This is a genomic window from Pseudoalteromonas sp. 23_GOM-1509m (assembly GCF_000518425.1).
GTDB classification, from domain to species: Bacteria; Pseudomonadota; Gammaproteobacteria; order Enterobacterales; family Alteromonadaceae; genus Pseudoalteromonas; species Pseudoalteromonas tetraodonis.
Genome location: NZ_KI912433.1, coordinates 23491 through 43706, shown reverse-complemented (window position 1 = coordinate 43706; position 20216 = coordinate 23491). Strand labels below are relative to the sequence as shown.

General features: G+C 40.5%; 20 protein-coding genes. 13 read left to right on the top strand and 7 right to left on the bottom strand.

What is annotated here, in order from left to right; genetic code table 11:
• Nucleotides 1-337: 337 nt before the first annotated feature.
• The 6 genes from ychF to lolB all read right to left on the bottom strand — a co-directional run bounded on the left by ychF (nucleotide 338) and on the right by lolB (nucleotide 5331).
• Complete coding sequence (gene ychF / locus N523_RS0113555; RefSeq protein ID WP_008467970.1) at nucleotides 338-1429, bottom strand: redox-regulated ATPase YchF; 1092 nt, start codon at nucleotides 1427-1429, stop codon at nucleotides 338-340.
• A 53-nt stretch (nucleotides 1430-1482) separates the two neighbouring features.
• The gene (pth, locus tag N523_RS0113550) at nucleotides 1483-2067 is read right to left on the bottom strand and encodes an aminoacyl-tRNA hydrolase (RefSeq protein WP_008467968.1); all 585 of its coding nucleotides are present in this window, start codon (nucleotides 2065-2067) and stop codon (nucleotides 1483-1485) included.
• Nucleotides 2068-2085: 18 nt separating this feature from the next.
• Complete coding sequence (locus N523_RS0113545) at nucleotides 2086-2700, bottom strand: 50S ribosomal protein L25/general stress protein Ctc (RefSeq protein WP_013465331.1); 615 nt, start codon at nucleotides 2698-2700, stop codon at nucleotides 2086-2088.
• A 149-nt stretch (nucleotides 2701-2849) separates the two neighbouring features.
• Entirely contained in the window at nucleotides 2850-3797 is a 948-nt protein-coding gene (locus N523_RS0113535; RefSeq protein ID WP_008115168.1) for a ribose-phosphate pyrophosphokinase, read from the bottom strand.
• A gap of 86 nt (nucleotides 3798-3883) precedes the next feature.
• Complete coding sequence (ispE, locus tag N523_RS0113530; RefSeq protein ID WP_028834963.1) at nucleotides 3884-4741, bottom strand: 4-(cytidine 5'-diphospho)-2-C-methyl-D-erythritol kinase; 858 nt, start codon at nucleotides 4739-4741, stop codon at nucleotides 3884-3886.
• 2 nt (nucleotides 4742-4743) lie between these two features.
• Nucleotides 4744-5331 (bottom strand): lipoprotein insertase outer membrane protein LolB, encoded by a 588-nt coding sequence (lolB, locus tag N523_RS0113525; RefSeq protein WP_028834962.1) that lies wholly within the window; start codon nucleotides 5329-5331, stop codon nucleotides 4744-4746.
• A gap of 83 nt (nucleotides 5332-5414) precedes the next feature.
• Between lolB and hemA the strand changes: the two genes are divergently transcribed.
• From hemA to rlmM, 12 genes are all read left to right on the top strand, one after another.
• Nucleotides 5415-6671, top strand: coding sequence for a glutamyl-tRNA reductase (hemA, locus tag N523_RS0113515; protein ID WP_024602657.1), 1257 nt, complete (start codon nucleotides 5415-5417; stop codon nucleotides 6669-6671).
• A 7-nt stretch (nucleotides 6672-6678) separates the two neighbouring features.
• Nucleotides 6679-7764 carry a peptide chain release factor 1 gene (gene prfA, locus N523_RS0113510; protein WP_008115176.1) on the top strand — a complete coding sequence of 362 codons (1086 nt, stop codon included), beginning with the start codon at nucleotides 6679-6681 and terminating at the stop codon, nucleotides 7762-7764.
• 2 nt (nucleotides 7765-7766) lie between these two features.
• Nucleotides 7767-8606, top strand: a complete 840-nt coding sequence (prmC, locus tag N523_RS0113505; RefSeq protein WP_013465327.1) for a peptide chain release factor N(5)-glutamine methyltransferase — start codon at nucleotides 7767-7769, stop codon at nucleotides 8604-8606.
• Nucleotides 8607-8661: 55 nt separating this feature from the next.
• Nucleotides 8662-10215, top strand: a complete 1554-nt coding sequence (locus N523_RS0113500) for a DUF3369 domain-containing protein (protein WP_028834961.1) — start codon at nucleotides 8662-8664, stop codon at nucleotides 10213-10215.
• An 18-nt stretch (nucleotides 10216-10233) separates the two neighbouring features.
• Nucleotides 10234-10608: a SirB2 family protein gene (locus N523_RS0113495; RefSeq protein ID WP_024602655.1), complete on the top strand. Its 375-nt coding sequence runs from the start codon at nucleotides 10234-10236 to the stop codon at nucleotides 10606-10608.
• Nucleotides 10609-10739: 131 nt separating this feature from the next.
• On the top strand, nucleotides 10740-11567 hold the full coding sequence (locus N523_RS0113490) for a tetratricopeptide repeat protein (protein ID WP_013465324.1): 828 nt from the start codon (nucleotides 10740-10742) through the stop codon (nucleotides 11565-11567).
• A gap of 21 nt (nucleotides 11568-11588) precedes the next feature.
• Nucleotides 11589-12842 carry a DUF819 family protein gene (locus N523_RS19580; RefSeq protein WP_013465323.1) on the top strand — a complete coding sequence of 418 codons (1254 nt, stop codon included), beginning with the start codon at nucleotides 11589-11591 and terminating at the stop codon, nucleotides 12840-12842.
• A 9-nt stretch (nucleotides 12843-12851) separates the two neighbouring features.
• On the top strand, nucleotides 12852-13706 hold the full coding sequence (kdsA, locus tag N523_RS19575; RefSeq protein ID WP_013465322.1) for a 3-deoxy-8-phosphooctulonate synthase: 855 nt from the start codon (nucleotides 12852-12854) through the stop codon (nucleotides 13704-13706).
• 119 nt (nucleotides 13707-13825) lie between these two features.
• A complete protein-coding gene (locus N523_RS0113475) occupies nucleotides 13826-14722 on the top strand; it encodes a transcriptional regulator GcvA (RefSeq protein WP_013465321.1) in 897 nt (298 codons plus the stop codon).
• Complete coding sequence (locus tag N523_RS0113470; RefSeq protein ID WP_013465320.1) at nucleotides 14722-15378, top strand: alpha/beta family hydrolase; 657 nt, start codon at nucleotides 14722-14724, stop codon at nucleotides 15376-15378. The genes N523_RS0113475 and N523_RS0113470 overlap by 1 nt, the downstream gene beginning before the upstream one ends.
• Nucleotides 15371-15739 (top strand): DUF423 domain-containing protein, encoded by a 369-nt coding sequence (locus N523_RS0113465; protein ID WP_016900429.1) that lies wholly within the window; start codon nucleotides 15371-15373, stop codon nucleotides 15737-15739. The genes N523_RS0113470 and N523_RS0113465 overlap by 8 nt, the downstream gene beginning before the upstream one ends.
• 17 nt (nucleotides 15740-15756) lie before the next feature.
• The gene (rlmM, locus tag N523_RS0113460; protein ID WP_028834960.1) at nucleotides 15757-16842 is read left to right on the top strand and encodes a 23S rRNA (cytidine(2498)-2'-O)-methyltransferase RlmM; all 1086 of its coding nucleotides are present in this window, start codon (nucleotides 15757-15759) and stop codon (nucleotides 16840-16842) included.
• 46 nt (nucleotides 16843-16888) lie between these two features.
• On the opposite strand, the gene cysZ is transcribed toward rlmM, so the two are convergent.
• On the bottom strand, nucleotides 16889-17599 hold the full coding sequence (cysZ, locus tag N523_RS0113455) for a sulfate transporter CysZ (RefSeq protein ID WP_442960089.1): 711 nt from the start codon (nucleotides 17597-17599) through the stop codon (nucleotides 16889-16891).
• A gap of 323 nt (nucleotides 17600-17922) precedes the next feature.
• Here cysZ and N523_RS0113450 point away from each other — a divergent pair, with 323 nt between their 5' ends.
• Entirely contained in the window at nucleotides 17923-20169 is a 2247-nt protein-coding gene (locus N523_RS0113450) for a putative bifunctional diguanylate cyclase/phosphodiesterase (protein ID WP_028834958.1), read from the top strand.
• The last annotated feature ends 47 nt before the right edge of the window (nucleotides 20170-20216 follow it).

Sequence of the window (20216 nt, the reverse complement as noted above, 5' to 3'; positions counted from 1 at the left end):
GCTCTAACCAGCTGAGCTACTTAGCCATCTTTTTTGTTAACACTTCATCGCTGAGTGCGGGGCGTATTATGCTGATATGCCCCAAATTCGTCAACACCTTTTTTGCAAAAAAACACTTAAGTTGGTTTGTTTGCAGGAAAAATAGGCTAACCGGCTACTTTTTAATTAAAACGTTGCTTTTTTAACACTCCTTATGAGCTGAGTATTATAATTTTAGCTTTGCTTTACGTTTGAAAGCTTATTACTAGGGTAGACTAATATTCGGCTGAAAATAAAAAAGGCCCGTAAAAACGAGCCTTTTAAAACAATGAGCCACTCAAGGTGGTGCAGTGTTTAATTATACATTGAACAAGAAGTTCATTACATCGCCATCTTTAACAATGTATTCTTTACCTTCTTGACGCATTTTACCTGCTTCTTTTGCACCGCTTTCACCTTTAAATGCAATAAAGTCATCAAAAGCAATTGTTTGTGCGCGGATAAAGCCACGTTCAAAGTCGGTATGAATTTTACCCGCTGCTTGTGGCGCTGTTGCACCCACAGGGATAGTCCATGCACGTACTTCTTTTACACCCGCAGTAAAGTAAGTTTGCAAATGTAGTAGCTCATAGCCACCACGAATAACAAGGTTAAGTCCTGGCTCTTCAAGACCAAGGTCAGCCATAAACTCTAATTTGTCTTCTTCGTCAAGCTCAGATAGCTCAGATTCGATAGCTGCACACACAGGCACAACAACCGCATCTTCAGCGGCGGCTATTTCACGGACACGATCAAGTAGTGGATTATTTTCAAATCCGTCTTCAGCCACGTTAGCAATATACATAGTTGGCTTAATAGTTAAGAAGTTAATAGGCGCAATGGCTGCTTTTTCTTCTTTTGTTAGCGCTAAAGAACGTAAAGTTAAGCCTTCATCAAGATGCACTTTTACTTTTTCAAGTACCGCATTTTGCTCTTTAGCGTCTTTATCGCCACCTTTTGCTTTTTTTGCATTACGGAACATTGCTTTATCGGCACTGTCCATATCAGCAAGTACTAGCTCGGTGTTGATCACGTCAATATCGTCAGCAGGGTCGATAGTACCAGCAACGTGAATAACGTTTTCATCTTCAAAACAACGAACTACATGGCCAATCGCATCTGTTTCACGGATATTTGCTAAAAACTGATTGCCTAGGCCTTCACCTTTTGATGCACCTTTAACTAAACCTGCAATATCCACAAATTCCATACTGGTTGTAAGAATACGTTGTGGGTTAACAATTTTAGCAAGTTCGTCTAGGCGAGGATCTGGCACCGGTACCACACCTGTATTAGGTTCAATGGTACAAAAAGGAAAGTTAGCGGCTTCAATACCCGCTTTAGTCAATGCATTGAAAAGTGTTGATTTACCAACATTAGGCAAGCCAACGATGCCACATTTAAAACCCATAGTAAGATACCTTGTTTAGATTCGTTTAATACGTGCGACCGTATACCCAAAAATTAGGGTTTAAACGAATGTAGTCTGTTTTGTGCTTTTAACACACCGTCTTTAGCAAGTATTTCCATACAACGAACTGCTTCATCAACTGCGGCATCCATTTTTTCTTGATCGTCCTTGGCTGCTTTACCAAGCACCCAACCGGTGACCATTTCGCGATGTCCTGGATGACCTACACCTATGCGTAAGCGCATAAAGTCTTTTTGATTTGCCATTTTTGCAATAATGTCTTTTAAGCCATTATGACCGCCATGTCCGCCGCCTTTTTTTAATTTAGCAACGCCCGGGTCTAAATCCAATTCATCATGGGCAACAAGTATGTCTTCCACGGGGATTTTAAAAAAATTGGCTAAACTACTCACCGCTTTGCCACTTAAGTTCATGTAAGTGGTGGGGATCAGTAATTTGAATTCTTTGCCTTGAATAATCACTTTGCCAGTAAGGCCGTGATATTTAGGGTCGTGTTTTAGCGTGCAGTTGTAGCGTGCAGCGAGTTCTTGAATGAACCAAGCACCTGCGTTGTGGCGTGTATTTGCGTATTCGGGGCCTGGATTAGCCAGGCCCACAAGCATTTGAATAGAATTCAAGGTGCGAGACCTTAAATATTATTCTGCAGCGTCTGAAGCGTCGTCTTCAGTTGGAGCTGCTTTGTTAGCTTTGATAGTAACGATAGACTGATCGTGGCCTTCGCCTTTACCAAGCTCAACAGATTGAACACCTTTAGGGAACGCAAGATCTGTAAGGTGGATTGAATCACCAGCAACAAGATCAGATACGTCTACTTCGATGAATTCTGGAAGTGACTTAGGAAGACAAGAAATCTCAACTTCAGTTAACTGGTGAACAACAGTTGCACCTAACTTAGTTACTTTCTCTTCACCGATGAAGTGTAAAGGAACCTTAGTTACTAGTTTATGAGTTGCGTCTACACGTTGGAAATCAAGGTGAGTAAGCTTAGGCTTGAAAGGGTGACGTTGGATATCTTTTAAGATTGCTTCAACTTTCTCGCCACCTACATTTAATGTAAGGATGTGAGTGTAAAAGCCTTCGTCTTCTTGTGCTTTGATCATATCTTTATGAGCAAAAGTAAGCGATACCGCTTCTTTATCAGCTCCATAAAGGATTGCCGGCACTTTGTCTTCGCGACGTAGGCGGCGGCTCGCACCAGTACCAGTTTCTACGCGAAGTTCAGCGTCATAAGTATAAGTTGTGTTAGACATGATGTCTCCAATAATTAAAAGTGTTAGGGCCTTTGCGACCAAGGTCCCTAGCCAAAAGGCGCGCTATCATACCACTGCGGGTTTATAAAATAAACATCGCTTACAAAAAAAGCGCCAAAAGGCGCTTTTATACTCATTAATGTTTAACTTTAGTGTTCAAACATTGCCGAGATAGATTCTTCGTTGCTAATGCGACGAATAGTCTCTGCTAACATATCTGCAAGCGTTAATACTTTAACAATATCAAGCGCTTTTAGTTCGTCAGACAGTGGAATTGAGTCAGTTACAATCACTTCGTCAATCACAGAGTTACGTAAGTTTTCTGCAGCTGTACCAGAAAGAATAGGGTGAGTAGCGTAAGCAAATACACGTTTAGCACCATGCTCTTTAAGGGCTTCAGCGGCTTTACACAATGTACCACCGGTATCAATCATGTCATCAACAATAATACAATCGCGGCCTTCAACGTCACCAATAATGTGCATTACTTGAGAAACGTTAGCTTGAGGGCGACGTTTATCGATAATTGCTAAGTCGGTATCGTTTAATAGTTTTGCAATTGCACGGGCACGCACCACGCCACCAATATCAGGTGATACAACAACCACGTCATCAAAGTCGCGGTTTTTCATATCTTCTAATAGTACAGGGCTACCAAATACGTTATCCACTGGTACATCAAAGAAGCCTTGGATTTGCTCAGCGTGTAAATCAACCGTAAGAACGCGGTCAACACCTACACTTGATAAGAAATCCGCAACCACTTTAGCTGTAATTGGTACACGGGCAGAACGTACGCGACGATCTTGACGAGCATAACCAAAATAAGGGATAACAGCAGTGATACGACCGGCAGATGCACGGCGTAACGCATCAACCATAACGATAAGTTCCATCAGGTTATCGTTAGTAGGGGCACAGGTTGATTGCAAGATAAAAACATCCGAGCCACGAACATTTTCATTAATTTGAACACTGATCTCACCGTCACTAAAACGGCCAACAACAGCATCGCCTAATTCAATATATAAACGTTTTGCAACTTTTTGAGCTAGGTCAGGTGTTGCGTTACCAGCGAAGAGCTTCATGTCAGGCACGGTAGGGTTCCTCAGGCACTGAATTTTTGGACTAACTTACATTGAGTGAACAAAGTAGGTTAACTTATGATTACTTGTACGTTACTTCATTTATCAATGATGGCGGCTAACTCCGTATGAGCAGGAGAGGTATTAACGCTTGATGCGATAAAACCCTGCCAAGTATGGGGGAGGTTAGCAAGTACATCTTGTGCTTGAACTTGGCTAGCAAATTCAACAAAACAACATGAACCTGTTCCGGTCATCTTTGATGGAGCGTATTTTAGCAACCACTGCAGGGTTTTTTCAACCTCGGGGCACAGCTTTTTCACTAAAGGCTCACAATCGTTGGTTAAAATTTGCTGTTGCCAGTCGCCAGAAAGTTTTGGTGTATCACGTTTTAAATCTGGGTGAGTAAATATTTGTGCTGTGCTGACATGTTGATTTGGGAAGACAACACAATACCACTTCGGCGGCAGTTCTAGGCACTCTAATTGCTCGCCAATGCCATGTGCTATGGCACTTTTACCTTTAATGAACACAGGCACATCAGCACCGAGTTTCAGGCCTAAATCAGCCAGTTCATCTAAAGATAGGGCTGTATTCCAAAGCGTATTAAGAGCTAAAAGCGTTGATGCAGCATCGGATGAACCGCCTCCAACACCTCCCCCCATGGGTAAGCGTTTAGTTAAATTTATTTTTGCACCCATATCCACTTTACAGTGGGTTTGTAATAATAACGCCGCTTTGTAAATCAAATTATCGGTTAGCGCAATGCCATTGGTGTCGCCGCTAATACTTATAAGAGTATCCGTGCTTAGTTTAAAATGGAGCTCGTCACCATAATTTAAAAACGTAAATAAAGTTTCTAATTCATGGTAGCCATCATCACGGCGGCCATTAATGTGTAAAAATAAATTAAGCTTAGCTGGGGCAATCAGCGAAAATTCAGAGTGAGTATACATAGTTAGTTAAACTGCCAGTCATAGAGTTTGATTTTAATTTTAATCTTTTCATGGGTTAAGGTTAAAGCATTCGGTAACCAAAAACCGTATTTTTGGACGTAACTTGTGTAACTTATTTGCCACTTTTTACCATTATCATCAAACCATAACACGCTTTTAGCACGCCCTAATTGATCAATTTCTAAGGTGTGATCGTCAATGGTAGCTTTTAACCATGGGCCTGCGTTATTAACTGGTAAAGTAAACCCTGTTAAACGTTGTAAAAGTGCACTGGCGTTACTATCAAAATACGGTTGGTCATCAAAGATTAATTCGGCGCCGACTGCGGTTTGTTTAAGCGATAAAATCCGTGTGCCAATAAACGTGGTTAACACTAAATAATTACTATTTTGTGTTTGTTGCCAATTTAAGTTGGCAGATTGGCGCTCATCTGGGCTAATAAACGCAAGTTTACCGTCTACTTGCCAAGTTTTTTGCTCGCCAAGGCGTAACTTCCAGTCTTCGTAAAGCTCTGTTTTATAATTGTTTTTACTTGCGCAGCCGGTTAAAAATACAAATAGCAGTGTTAAAATCAAATATTGTCGAGTCAAATGTTGTTCCTTACTTTCCATATTCCTGAGATTTTTGATAAAATTGCCGCCTATGTAGTAGGGCTCAGCAATATTTGGCAGATATGACCATAATAGCACTTGGTATTAATCACAAAACCGCATCCGTAGAATTACGAGAAAAAGTGGCCTTTTCGCCTGAGCAAATTTCAGAGGCGCTACAACAATTAAGTGGCCATGCCGACTTTAATGAAGCGGTTATTGTCTCTACCTGTAATCGCACTGAGGTGTATTGTAGCCTTGCACAGCAAAATTCCCAAACATTGTTGCAATGGTTGGCCAGTTTCCATGGTTTAGATGAACATGAACTGAGTAAAAATATCTACTGTCATGAAGACAGCGCTGCAATAAATCATTTGATGCGTGTAGCCTGTGGGCTTGACTCGCTGGTGTTAGGCGAACCACAAATTTTAGGGCAAATAAAACAAGCCTATAATAGTGCCAAAACCCATGATGCGGTGGGCGTTACGTTTGACCGTTTGTTTCAAAAAACGTTTTCGGTGGCAAAAGAAGTCCGTACCGAAACCAACATTGGTGCCAGTGCTGTATCGGTTGCCTTTGCGGCAGTTAATTTAGCAAAGCATATTTATGGAAAGCTGGATAAAACCAAGGTGTTACTCATTGGTGCCGGTGAAACCATAGAGCTGGTAGCAAAACATTTATACCAAAATGAGCCGCAAAAAATTACTGTTGCCAACAGAACAATAGAAAGAGCGCGCAGTTTAGCCGATGAAGTATCAGCCGATGTTATTGCGTTGGCACAATTGCCTGAACGTTTGCATCAAGCTGATATTGTGATTAGCTCCACCGCCAGCACTTTGCCCATTATTGGTAAAGGTGTAGTTGAGCAAGCACTGAAACAACGCCGCTATAAGCCGATGCTGTTTATTGATATAGCTGTACCACGCGATATTGAAAGCCAAGTCGGTGAGCTCGACGACGCCTACTTGTACTCGGTCGATGACTTACAAGCCATTGTTAGTGAAAACATGGCTGCTCGTGAGCAAGCGGCAGAGCAAGCACAAATTATTATTAGTGAGCGCACCAAAGAGTTTTTTATGTGGTTGCGCTCGCTTGATTCAGTGGATTTAATTCGCCACTACCGTAATGATGTACAAACAACAAAAGCAGAACTTGTAGATAGGGCGCTTAGTCAGCTAAATACAGGTAAAGACGCAGAAAAAGTAATTTTAGAGCTGGCCAATAAATTAACCAATCGCTTAATGCACGCGCCTACCCGTGCCATCCAAGATGCAGCGAAAAAAGGTGAAGTGGCTCAGTTAAACCAATTGAAAAAAATGTTAGGTATAGATCAGGAATAACAGTTAAATGAAAGAGTCCGTTTATCGTAAATTAGAAACCTTAGTTGAGCGCTATGAAGAAGTTCAAGCGCTACTAAGTGACCCATCGGTCATTAGTGATCAAAACCGCTTTCGTACTCTTTCAAAAGAATACTCTGAGCTTGAAGAAGTGGTGAAAACGTTTTTAGCATACCAGCAAGCACAAGAAGACTTGAGTAGCGCTGAAGAAATGCTAAAAGATTCAGATCCTGAAATGCGCGAAATGGCACAAGAAGAATATAAAGAAGCAAAAGCACAAATTTCGACTTTAGAAGACGACATTCAAGTGCTTATGTTGCCTAAAGATCCGAAAGACAATAACAACGTGTTTTTAGAAGTTCGCGCCGGAACAGGGGGCGACGAGGCCGCTATTTTTGCTGGCGACTTGTTTAGAATGTACAGCCGCTACGCAGAAACAAAAAAATGGAAAGTAGAAGTTGTGACGACCAACGAAGGTGAACATGGCGGCTACAAAGAAGTAATTGCTAACATCAGCGGTGAAGGTGTGTATGGGCAATTAAAATTTGAATCAGGCGTGCACCGTGTACAGCGCGTCCCAGAAACTGAGTCACAAGGGCGCGTACATACCTCAGCCTGTACTGTTGCTGTAATGGCTGAAGTGCCAGAAGCCGAAGCCATAGAAATTAATACCGCCGATATTAAAGTTGATACCTTTAGAGCATCGGGCGCGGGTGGTCAGCACGTTAATAAAACCGACTCTGCCATTCGTATTACTCATTTACCAACCGGTGTTGTGGTTGAGTGTCAAGATGAGCGTTCTCAACATAAAAACCGTGCAAAAGCGATGTCGGTATTGGCAGCGCGTTTGCAACAGGCTGAAGATGAAAAACGTCATGCTGCTGAGGCGTCTGAACGTCGTAATTTAGTGGGCAGTGGCGATCGTTCTGAGCGTATTCGCACATACAACTATCCGCAGGGGCGTATTACCGATCACCGTATTAACTTAACGCTTTATCGTTTAAACGAAGTGGTAGCGGGTGATTTAGGCGCTGTGGTTGAGCCGCTAATGCAAGAGCATCAGGCCGACTTATTAGCAGCGATGGGCGACGATTAATCGTGAACCTCACTGTTGAAAACGCTATTACTACCGGTGCTAATTTATTAGCATCAAGTAGTGATAGCGCAAAGTTAGATGCTCAAGTACTACTGCTTAATATTTTACAAAAGCCACGTAGTTATTTATTTACTTGGCCAGAAAAACAATTAACGGATGAGCAATCACAAGCGTTTGAGCGTGCATGTGAGCGTCGTTTAAACGGCGAGCCTGTTTCGCACATTACAGGGTATCGTGAGTTTTGGAGTTTACAGCTTGAAGTAAATCCAACAACACTCATTCCTCGCCCTGATACAGAAACCTTAGTTGAGCTTGCGCTTTCATGTAATGTACCAAATGACGCTAAAGTGCTCGATTTGGGCACAGGCACTGGAGCAATTGCACTTGCGCTTGGTAGTGAAATGCCTACATGGGATATTATTGCCGTTGATCGTATTGATGATGCGGTGGCACTGGCCAAACGTAATCAAAAACGATTAGCGATAAATAATGTGTGTGTTGAACAAAGCAATTGGTTTAGCGCGTTAAATAATAAAAAATTTGATCTAATTGTAACCAACCCTCCCTATATAGAATATAACGATAAACACTTGCACCAAGGTGATGTGCGCTTTGAGCCTTTGTCTGCATTGGTTGCAGATGATGCTGGATTAGCTGATATTAAACAAATAATTACACAATCACGTGACTATTTACATTCTAATGGCTATCTTTTAATTGAACACGGATTTGAGCAAAGTGCAGCTGTTCGCCATATATTCAACCAAATGGCGTTTATAAATGTAAGCACAGTGAAAGATCTTGGTAATAACGACCGCGTAACTTTCGGACAATGGCCTTAACTTATTAAAAATAGCCCCGTTGTTTGTTTGCATATGTTTTAAGGAACTCTTTGTGATGGAAGATTTTTTATTTTCAAATGAACAACCACCTGAAGTAGTAAGTGAAGAGCAAGGAACATGGAAAGTTCTAATTGTTGATGATGAACCCGAGGTTCATGCTGTTACGCGTTTAGCGTTGAGTGATTTTAAGTTTCAAGATAGACGCTTGGAGTTTATTAGTGCTTATTCCGGCGCAGAAGCGAAAAAGTTGATTGATGATCATCCTGATGCGGCCATCATCCTGCTCGATGTTGTTATGGAAACAGACGATGCGGGTTTGCAAGTAGCAAAATACATTCGTGATACCGTTAAAAATAATTATATTCGCATTATTCTACGAACCGGGCAGCCAGGCCAAGCACCCGAGCGCCAAGTAATCGTAAATTACGATATTAATGACTATAAATCTAAAACAGAACTTACCGCACAAAAATTATTCACCGTTATGATGGCAAGTCTTCGCTCGTATCGCGATATTATTTCGATTGAGCAATCGCGTGAAGGGCTAGAAAAAATAATCACCGCTTCGCGCAATATTTTTGCAACCCATTCAATGGATAACTTTATTGAAGGCGTGATGCAGCAGCTTACTTCTTTACTAAACGTTGCTGATGAAGCCATGTATGCCACCACCTTAGTTGCACAAAATCCGTCAGAGGAGATGAATAAAAAACTGATTGTTTGCTCTGGTACCGGCGATTTTGCTAAGCGCGAGGGAGAAGAGCTAGAAACCGTACTAGCAGAAGATCAATTACAAGCGTGCCAAGAGGCCCTTGCTAACAAAGCAATTGTGTACAAAGATGATTATTTGTTTGCTTATTGCAGCAGTAAATTTAACCATAATTCAATGTTGTTTGTATCAGGTGTGCCGTCAAAGTTGACGGATACACAACGAAACCTAATTGAAATCTTTTCTCAAAATGTGCAGTTGGCATTTGAAAATGTGCAGTTACATACTGAAGTTGAAGCCACACAACAAGAGCTTGTTTATCGTTTAAGTGAAGCCGTTGAACAGCGCTCGTGCGAAACGGGTAATCATGTAAAACGGGTTGCTTATATTTGCTATGAATTAGCATTAGCCTACGGGTTATCTGAAGAGCAAGCGAATTTAATTCGCTTTGCATCGCCTTTACATGATGTGGGTAAAATAGGTATTCCGGATGCAATTTTAAATAAGCCTGGCAAGTTAAATAGCGAAGAGTGGGAAGTTATGAAAACTCATGCTGGCAAAGGCTATGCTATTTTGAAAGATTCACCGCGTAAAATAGTCAGCGCAGGGGCATTAATCGCACAGCAGCACCACGAAAAGTGGGATGGTTCTGGTTACCCTAGTGGATTAAAGGGGGAGCGTATTGATATTTTTGCCAGAATAGTGGCATTGGCTGATGTGTATGATGCACTGCGCCATAAACGTTGTTATAAAGGTGCGTGGACACTTGAAGAAGCGGTTGCGGAGATAAACGCAAATAAAGGAACGCATTTTGATCCTAAACTTGTTGATGTATTTAATGATAAACTTGAAGACCTCGAAGCGGTACTTTTACGCTTTCCTGACAAAACACATAACTAAACAGAAGTAACAATACATATGGATTATTTAGCATTAAAACACTCACACATGGCCATTGCGCTAGTGAGTATTATTTTATTTTACGTACGTTCTTTTTCTCGTATGGGCAGTGGCAGCCTTGCCAAAAATAAATTGGTTTTTATTGGTAGCCACAGTATAGACACTTTATTAATTGTCTCAGCCATCGGCTTAATGGCAATGGCTAAAATAAACCCATTAGAGCAGCTTTGGTTATTAGAAAAAATTATTCTAGTTATCGTTTATATTGTTGTGGGTATTATTAGCGCTAAACAAACGACAACCGTTCCAAAAGTCGTATTTTTAGTACTTAACACCGCTGTTATTTTAGCTATTGGTTACTTAGCAACAGCGAAAGCACCGCTGTTGTTATAATTAACAATGCCTATTTAAGCTTTGCACACCAAAGGTGTAAAGCTTACCTCTTCAATTCATTTCTGATTATTGGTATCTAGCTTTAAAATTAGGTAAACTACGTCCTCGTTTTCTAGAATGTTGTAGTATGAATGACCACCCTCGGGTTTGATGAACACGATGAATCTTATATAGAAGATGCTTACGATGATTTTTTGCCGCCGGCTATATATCGTTGTATCAAAGCTGAAGCTAAATGGGACCCTCAAATAGACTTAACACCAAGTCTTGAAATACTCACTGCGTTTGAGCAGCAAATAGAGTCTATTTGTCAGCAGATGCCGGACGAACATGATCGCCTAGATAAACTACTTGATAGCTTTTATAGTGAGTGGCTATTTAGTGCATCAAGCTTGAAAGTTCCTGAGTATAAGTTAAATAGCATCAGCTACACCTTGTCTATGCGCAGTGGCACACCGACAACCTTAGCTATTTTGTTATGCCACTTTTTACAGCATGCTAAACTCGATGCCAGTGTAAGCATAACTCAAGGCGAAGTGGGCATTCACGTCGCAATGAGTGATGAAGAGGGTTATCTTGTCGACCCTAGCAGTGGCCAACAAAGTTGGTACATCATTCCTGAGAATATTGATGAAGAAAACCCTCAAGAACAAGAGCCTTTAGAGCTTATTTTTGAAGACGAAGTGTATAAATTATTTTTAGCGCAGCAAAAATGGTCTTTCATTAGTGAAAATAAATTTGGTCATGCATTAACTTGCGTCGATTTATTAATGGAAATGTTAGGTGATGATCCCTATGAGCGACGCGACAGAGGTTATTTACTAAATCAGCTTGGCTGCCCTAAAATGGCACGAGATGATTTACAGTTTTTTGTTGATGAATGTCCTGATGATCCTGCTATTGAAATCATTCTACATCAAATTGAAGAACTTGAAGACAATCATAAAACTCACCACTAAGAATAAAAAATAGGAAATGTTATGGCTGATCCCCAAACTGCATTAATTACCAATGATGCCGTTGTACTTGGTTTATTGGCGATTATTTTAGGGTTTATTTTCAAAACCTCAAATAGTCAACGCCCAGGTCTTGTGGCATTTTATAAATATGTACCGGCATTATTGCTGTGTTATTTTTTGCCGTCATTGTTAAATACTTTTGGTATTGTTGATGGTTCTCAATCTAACGTGTATTACGTCGCTTCGCGATATTTACTGCCTGCGTGTTTAATTTTGCTTACCATCAGTATTGATTTAAAAGCGATTATTAATTTAGGTCCTAAAGCATTAATTATGTTTTTAACCGGCACCGTAGGTATTGTGATTGGTGGCCCATTAGCTATTTTAATAATGAGTGCTGTTTATCCAGAAGCGGTAGGGGGACATGGCCCTGACGCTGTTTGGCGTGGTATGACAACCATTGCAGGTAGCTGGATTGGTGGCGGTGCAAACCAAGCATCTATGAAAGAAATGTTTGAAGTGGGTGGCGATATTTTCTCAGCCATGGTCACCGTGGATGTGATAGTGGCTAATTTATGGATGGCAGTATTATTATTAATGGCAGCTAATCATAAAGCGATTGACGCTAAAGCCGGTGCAGATACCACCGCGATTGAAGACTTAAAGCAACGTGTTGAAAAATACCATGCAGAGCATGCGCGTATGCCAACGCTAAATGATTACATGATGATTATTGCTATTGCCTTTGGTATTACCGGTTTAGCGCACTTTTGTGCAGATATTTTAGGGCCCTTCTTTGCCAATAATTATGCGTGGGCAAAAGAATACAGTTTAAACAGTAAGTTCTTTTGGCTTATTGTTATATCAACGACGATAGGTATTTGCTTATCGTTTACCAAAGTACGCCATATTGAGGCGTTTGGTTCATCGAAAGTGGCGTCAGCCTTTTTGTATATTTTAGTGGCATCGATTGGCCTGCATATGAATGTAATGGCGATTTTTGATTCACCGATGTATTTTGTTATTGGTGCAATTTGGATGTTAACTCACGCAAGCTTAATGCTCATTGTGGCTAAATTAATTAAAGCGCCGTTATTTTATATGGCTGTTGGCTCACAGGCCAATGTAGGTGGCGCAGCTTCTGCCCCTGTTGTGGCCGCTGCGTTTCATCCGTCACTGGCACCGGTCGGCGTATTATTAGCTGTACTTGGCTATGGTGTAGGTACATATATGGCGTATATTTGTGGATTAATGATGCAAGCAGTTGCACCATAAGGAATTAAAATGAACAACCAAGTTATTAATATCAATGAAATAGAACTGGCAAATAATAAACCTTTTGTTTTATTTGGTGGCATGAATGTGCTTGAATCACGCGACTTAGCGATGCGTATTGCCGAGCATTATGTTGAAGTGACCACTAAATTAAATATTCCTTATGTATTTAAGGCGTCATTTGATAAAGCCAATCGATCCTCAATTAATTCTTACCGTGGTCCAGGCATGGAAGAAGGCTTAAAGATATTTGAAGAGATTAAAAATACCTTTAATATTCCGCTTATCACCGATGTGCATGAACCTCATCAAGCAGCACCGGTTGCAGAGGTTGTTGATGTTATTCAGCTACCGGCGTTTTTGGCTCGTCAAACAGACTTGGTGGTTGCAATGGCTAAAACAGGCGCGATTATTAATGTGAAAAAGCCACAGTTTTTAGCTCCGCATGAAATGCGTCATATCATTACTAAATTTAATGAAGCCGGAAATAATAATGTGGCCTTATGTGAACGTGGTTCAAGCTTTGGCTATAACAACCTAGTGGTTGATATGCTAGGTATGGATGATATGAAAACCATGGCTCCCGTTATATTTGATGCAACTCATGCGCTGCAGCGTCCTGGCGGTCGAGCTGACTCAGCCGATGGTCGTCGTGCTCAAGCTGCTGAACTTGCCCGTAGCGGTATGGCATTGGGTATTGCAGGCTTATTTATTGAAGCGCACCCCAATCCAAATGAAGCAAAATGTGATGGCCCCTGTGCATTAGCATTGAGCAAGTTAGAAGGGTACTTATCGCAAATGAAAGCGGTGGATGATTTAATCAAGAGCTTTGCCCCTCTTGATACCAGTGCTAGCGATTTATAAAGTTGATTAGCACTTTAAAAAGCGACTTAGGTCGCTTTTTTTATGGCTTGAATATACTCTTTCCTAGCATAGGTATATAATTCACCGCATAAGAAAAACTAATTCTAAGCTTGGTTGCCATGTCAAGACGAGTTCCTCCATTAAACGCGCTGAAAGCTTTTGAAGCTGCAGCACGTCATTTAAGCTTTACTAAAGCCGCAGAAGAGTTGTATGTCACGCAAGCTGCGGTGAGTCATCAAATAAAAACGCTTGAAGAGCATTTAGGCTTAAAGCTGTTTTTACGTAAAAATCGCTCGTTATTATTAACCGAAGAAGGCCAAGGTTACTTTTTAGATATTAAAGAGATTTTTACTCAGCTAATAGATGCAACTGAAAAGCTATTAGCTCGTGGTGCCAAAGGCTCGTTAACCGTAAGTTTAACCCCCAGTTTTGCGATTCAATGGCTCATTCCTCGATTGAGCTTATTTAACGAATTACACCCAGAAATTGATGTGCGAATTAAAGCCCAAGATCAGGATGAAAACTCGTTAACAGACGATGTTGATATCTCAATTTATTATGGTCGCGGTCATTGGAGTGGGGTGCAAGCCTATAAACTGCACACTGAGTATTTAGTGCCGTTATGTAGCCCGTTACTGTTAAATGGCCCCAGAGCGCTTAACCAACCCAGTGATTTAGCAAACCATACCTTGCTACATGACACCACCCGTAAAAACTGGAAAACCTGGATGAAAACCGCCGGCGTACGTAATGTACAAGTTAACCAAGGACCTATATTTAGTCATTCTTCTATGGTGTTACAAGCTGCGGTACATGGCCAAGGTGTTGCAATTGGTAACAGCGTACTAGCAAAACCAGATATTGATGCAGGACGTTTAGTGATCCCGTTCAATCACAGTTTAGAGAGTAAAAATGCCTATTACTTAGTGATCCGTGAGTCACAAAATGAGTTAGGCAAAATTGTATCGTTTAAAGACTGGATGTTAAGTTTAGTTGAGCAGGAGCAAGAATATTAATGAGCATCGAATGGGTTAGAAGTAGTCAGCAACCGGCAATCGCACAGTTTATATTTGCTCATGGCGCAGGGGCTGGCAGTGATTCTGAGTTTATGCAAATCATGGCTAAACAACTCAGTGAGTACGGTATTGACGTTGGCTTGTTTGATTTTGAATATATGCAAATTGCTAAACAAACTAACAAACGTCGCCCACCAGAGCGAGCGCCTAAACTACTTACTTATTTTGAACATATAGTGACTCAAGCTGATGCAAATTTACCGCTATTTATAGGGGGTAAATCAATGGGCGGGCGCATGGCATCGATGCTTGCCTGTTCGACCTCTCATCCTGTTTTAGGTGTGCTTGCGTTTGGTTATCCGTTTCATCCTCCGGGCAAGCCAGAAAAACTGCGTACAGATCATTTTGCAGACATACCGTGTCCTTTTTTAGTATTACAGGGGGAAAGGGATACCTTTGGCACCCGCGAAGAGCTTGCCACAATGGCCATGCCAAAGCAGCCAAAGTATGTATGGTTAACGGATGGTGACCACTCACTAAAACCGCGTAAAAAAAGTGGCGTGACTGAGCAACAAAACCTGAATGCTGCGGCAATACAGGCAGCAAGCTTTATAAAGAATACGCTTGAAAATTTAAAAGAGGATAAACATGATTAAACTATTTTTATTAGCAGGCAGCTTTTTTTGCATGCTTTCAGTGATACTGGGCGCATTTGCTGCTCATGGTCTGAAAAGTCGTTTATCAGAGTACTCCATTGGTATTTTTAAAACCGCCGCTGAGTATCAAATGGTGCATGGGCTGGCGTTAATTGCAGTGGCTATTTTAATTAAGTGGGGTATGCACCTCAGTATGGCGGGTGGTTTTTTTATTGCCGGTACATTGTTATTTAGTGGCAGCTTATACTTATTGGCTTTAACAGGGTTGAAGTGGCTGGGCCCAATTACCCCATTGGGTGGGCTGTGCTTTATTATTGGTTGGATAGTTATTTTAGTGCAAGTTGCACGATTTAAGTTTTAAAGAGTTTAAGGGTTAATATGTCTAGTGTTGTGATTTACTGTCGTAGTGGTTTTGAAAACGATGCCGCTGCTGAAATAACGTTTCACGCTGCCGAACAAGGATTTGCTGGGTATGTAAAAGCAAAACCAAATACCGGTTATGTTATTTATGAATGTTTTGAAGCGCAGCACAGCGACGAAATAATCAAAAAAGTTGATTTTAAAAATATGGTGTTTGCACGCCAATGGTTTGCCGGTAACCTAATTGAAAATATGCCCGTAGAAGATAGAGTAGGCGCTATTGTAGATGCCGCAAAAGATTTTACTTTGTGTTCTGAGCTTCGTGTCGAAACACCCGATACCAACGAGGGCAAAGAGTTACTGACTTTTTGTAAAAAAATATCAACTCCGCTTAAAAAAGCCCTCGAGAAACAAAACACTGTATTGCGTGAGCCAAAAGCAAATCGCCCAGTAATGCATGTGCTGTTTTTAGCTAATAATACTGCGTATGTGGGTTACTCATATAGTTATAACAACTCTCCTTTTTTTATGGGGATCTTACGTTTACGTATGCCAAGCGATGGCCCAAGTCGTTCAACGCTTAAGTTAGATGAAGCGTTTAATGTGTTTATTCCTGAGCAACAGCGTGAGTCACGCGTACAAGCTGGGATGCGCAGCGTTGATTTAGGTGCATGCCCAGGTGGCTGGACTTATCAGTTAGTTCGCCGTGGTATGTTTGTTAGCGCGATAGATAACGGCCCAATGAACGAAAGTTTAATGGAAACGGGTCAGGTAAAGCATTTTAGAGAAGATGGTTTTAAATACCGTCCAGAAAAAAGAAACATCACTTGGTTGGTTTGCGATATGGTAGAAAAGCCGACTAAAGTGACTAACTTGATGATTGATTGGGCAGTAAATGCTTATGCAAAAGAGCTTATTTTTAATCTGAAATTACCGATGAAAAAACGCTTTGATAGTGTGTATGAATGTTTAAAAATGATCAGAGAAGAAATGGCGAAGTACGGCATAAGCTATGAACTTCAAGCTAAGCATTTATACCATGATCGTGAAGAAATAACGGTGCACTTAAATGTCACTAAAGTGCCACAGAGCTTATATAGTTAATCTATTAGCGAGTATAAAAAATGGGCCAAGTGGCCCATTTTTTATTTTAACTACGGTATTGTGGTCGGTAATTTTCAACCCATAATCGTGTGGCACCACATACCGCCACAGGCATAACAATTAAATTTACAAATGGGATAGCGGTTAGCAGCAACACGGCAAAGCCAAACCCATAAGATAACCCTTGTTTGCTTTTTAAGTCATTTTTCATTTGTGTAAAGCTAATTTTGTGATTATCAAAAGCATAATCTTTATATTGCACCGCATACATCCAGCAGGTAAAAAGCACCCATAGCACTTGGCCTATTACAGGTAGTACCCACAATAAAATAAAAAAGCCAATAGCGCGTGGGAGGTAGTAGCAAAGCTTAGTCCATTCCCGGCCCAGCATTCGCGGAACATCTTTAACTAAATCAGCTAATCCGTCGTCGTTAATTTTTTGACCAGTTAAGTAAAGCTCTACCTTTTCACTTAGTAAGCCATTAAAAGGTGCGGCGATAAAGTTAGTAATAACGGTAAATAACATACTGTAACTAAACAGCACCACCAGCACAGCAATTGGCCACATTAACCATTCGAGCCAACTTAGCCATTCTGGGAGCATGGCGTTTACGGCATTAAAGCCATCACTAAGCCAGCCAAATAAAAAGAATAAGGAGCTACCAAATAATAAAATATTAATAAGTAGGGGTATAAGTACAAAGCGTTTTAGCCCTTTTTGACTAATTAACTTAAACCCTGAAAAAAAATATTCCATACCTTGTGTTATTTGCACACTAACCTCATCGATTATTACTATTTTAGCTATTATAAATAGCTTGATGATTTTAAACAGTACTTTTAAGTAACAAAGTATTTAATAAAGGGTATTTACAGATGGTATGTAAATAAATGATTTGTTGATAAGTACATTTCAAATCGCCACCTTGTATTGAATGGCAAACGCTCGTGAAATAGACGAAAATAGCATAGATGCTGATTTCAATATTATGTATAGTCAAAAGACTATAATAAATTATTATAAACAGGCCCTAAAATAGAGCGACGCATTTAGCGTTAGTGATTGTTGAGGAATATAATTTGATTGAAATAATGAGAGTCAGAAAGCTGCTTTCTCAGCAACAAAGTATATTATCGAAAATAGCACTCGGTGCGCCACTTGATGAGGTACTGGAAAATATTTGTTTATCTATTGAGGAGCTTATTGAAGACTCTTCTGCAAAGTGCTCTATATTAACGCTCAAAGGAGAGCAGCTATTTCATAGCGCGGCACCTAATATTGCACAGGGTTATTGCCAAGCAATTAATGGTGTGAAAATAGGGCCAACTGTCGGTTCATGCGGTACTGCAGCCTATGAAAAAAAACGCATTATTGCCGCAGATATTTCAACATCGCCATTATGGGATGATTATAGAGCATTGGCGTTAAGTTATGGTTTAAGGTCATGTTGGTCTACCCCCATTATTTCAACAAAATCAGACATTTTAGGCACTTTTGCAATTTATCATGACAGCGCAAAGTCACCGACACCACAAGATTTAGAATTAATAGATTTTTTTGTTGATTTCACCAGTATTGCTCTTGAAAAGCACACCGAGTCACTAAGATTAAACGCGTTGCTTTTTGAATTACAGCAAAGTAATGAAAAGTTTAAAGCCTTTACAAAAGTGCTTCCTGATCTAACCCTCATTTTGAGTGAAGAGGGGGAGTATACCAATGTTTACGGCACAGCTAATGAAAGTTTATATTTAAGCCAAGAGCACGTTATTAATCAAAATGTCAGAGATATTATGCCTCCTGAAGATGCAAATCCTATTCTGGCGGTGATTGACAAAACGTTGCAAACTAATGAAGTTCAAGTGTTTGAATATCAGCTCAATATAAAAGGTAAGCAGCTTACATTTGAAGGGCGAACAGCTCCCCTTGAAAGTTACCAGCCTAATAACCCGTCACTGAGACATGTGGTGTGGATGGCCAGAGATATCTCTAATCGCAAAGCTGCCGAAGAAGAAGTACAACGGTTAGCATTTTTCGATCCGCTCACTAACCTTCCTAATCGCAGAATGCTCAATGATAGGCTCAGTATGTATGTGGAGCGAATTAAGCAGTCTGATCATTCTGGCGCACTCTTATTTTTAGATTTAGATAATTTTAAACGCATAAATGACTCACTAGGTCATAATGCAGGCGATGAAATACTGGTTGAGTTATCACAACGATTAACAGCTATTTTGAACCCGGCAGATACCCTCGCACGAGTCGGTGGTGATGAATTTATTATTCTTATCGAGCATGTCGGTGATAGCCACATGCAAGCTAATAGTGAATCTGAGTTGATTGCTAAAAAAGTACAAAGTGTCTTTTATGAAAAATTTGAAGTGGGCGATTTAGCGTTTCAGGTCAGTTGTAGTATTGGTATTTGTTTGATTAACACGAGCAATGCCATAACCGCTAATATTTTAAAATTTGCAGATACCGCTATGTATCGCTCTAAAATGAAAGGCGGTAATAGTAGTAGCTTTTACGACCCCGCACTGCAAACCTTACTGGAAAATCAAACTGAGCTTGAAACTGACATTGTTAGGGCTATCGCGTGCGATGAGTTTTGTGCTTATTTTCAGCCACAATTAGCAATTGATGGAACCCTTGTGGGTGCTGAGGCATTAATAAGGTGGAATCATCCAACCAAAGGACTTATCCCCCCTAATGCATTTATTCCAATTGCCGAGCAATTTGGCTTAATTCAAAAGTTACAAAATATTGTATTAAGAGATATTTGTATTTTACTTGAAACACTTCGAGATAATAACTTACTCGATGACAGTTTTAGCGTATCAATTAACATTAGCCAGTGTCAGTTTAATTCTTCCACTTTAAAAGGTGAGCTATTTAAAGCAATTGAAGCGTTTGACGTCTCGCCAACTCGAATTAAATTAGAGATCACTGAATCAATGTTAGCGGGTGACTTGATGGGGACCGTAAAGCAAATGGAAGAATTAAAATCGCAGGGATTTGTGTTTTCAATTGATGACTTTGGTACGGGCTACTCGTGTTTAAAACATTTAAGCGTGTTTCCTATTGATGAGTTAAAAATTGATAAAAGCTTTATTGATAAAGTGCTCAATAGCGCATCGGGTCAAAGTATTGTGCAATCTATTATTGGCTTAGGTCATAGCTTAAATATTAACATTGTGGCCGAAGGGGTCGAAAGTGCTGAGCAACTAACAATATTAAAGTCGATGGGCGTGAATGCAGTGCAAGGTTATTTATTTGCAAAACCATTAACCCACAGCAACTATTTAACATGGCATAAACAGCATCAATAACCCTGTATTTATCACTAACAGAGCGACAGGTTTAGTTGCCCTAATCG

Excerpts from the sequence above, each read along its gene's own strand:
- ychF (WP_008467970.1), bottom strand. The coding sequence starts at position 1,429 with ATGGGTTTTAAATGTGGCATCGTTGGCTTGCCTAATGTTGGTAAATCA.
- N523_RS0113545 (WP_013465331.1), bottom strand. The coding sequence starts at position 2,700 with ATGTCTAACACAACTTATACTTATGACGCTGAACTTCGCGTAGAAACT.
- ispE (WP_028834963.1), bottom strand. The coding sequence starts at position 4,741 with ATGTATACTCACTCTGAATTTTCGCTGATTGCCCCAGCTAAGCTTAAT.
- hemA (WP_024602657.1), top strand. The coding sequence starts at position 5,415 with ATGACCATAATAGCACTTGGTATTAATCACAAAACCGCATCCGTAGAA.
- prfA (WP_008115176.1), top strand. The coding sequence starts at position 6,679 with ATGAAAGAGTCCGTTTATCGTAAATTAGAAACCTTAGTTGAGCGCTAT.
- N523_RS0113500 (WP_028834961.1), top strand. The coding sequence starts at position 8,662 with ATGGAAGATTTTTTATTTTCAAATGAACAACCACCTGAAGTAGTAAGT.
- N523_RS0113495 (WP_024602655.1), top strand. The coding sequence starts at position 10,234 with ATGGATTATTTAGCATTAAAACACTCACACATGGCCATTGCGCTAGTG.
- N523_RS0113490 (WP_013465324.1), top strand. The coding sequence starts at position 10,740 with ATGACCACCCTCGGGTTTGATGAACACGATGAATCTTATATAGAAGAT.
- N523_RS19580 (WP_013465323.1), top strand. The coding sequence starts at position 11,589 with ATGGCTGATCCCCAAACTGCATTAATTACCAATGATGCCGTTGTACTT.
- kdsA (WP_013465322.1), top strand. The coding sequence starts at position 12,852 with ATGAACAACCAAGTTATTAATATCAATGAAATAGAACTGGCAAATAAT.
- N523_RS0113475 (WP_013465321.1), top strand. The coding sequence starts at position 13,826 with ATGTCAAGACGAGTTCCTCCATTAAACGCGCTGAAAGCTTTTGAAGCT.
- N523_RS0113470 (WP_013465320.1), top strand. The coding sequence starts at position 14,722 with ATGAGCATCGAATGGGTTAGAAGTAGTCAGCAACCGGCAATCGCACAG.
- N523_RS0113465 (WP_016900429.1), top strand. The coding sequence starts at position 15,371 with ATGATTAAACTATTTTTATTAGCAGGCAGCTTTTTTTGCATGCTTTCA.
- rlmM (WP_028834960.1), top strand. The coding sequence starts at position 15,757 with ATGTCTAGTGTTGTGATTTACTGTCGTAGTGGTTTTGAAAACGATGCC.
- cysZ (WP_442960089.1), bottom strand. The coding sequence starts at position 17,599 with ATGGAATATTTTTTTTCAGGGTTTAAGTTAATTAGTCAAAAAGGGCTA.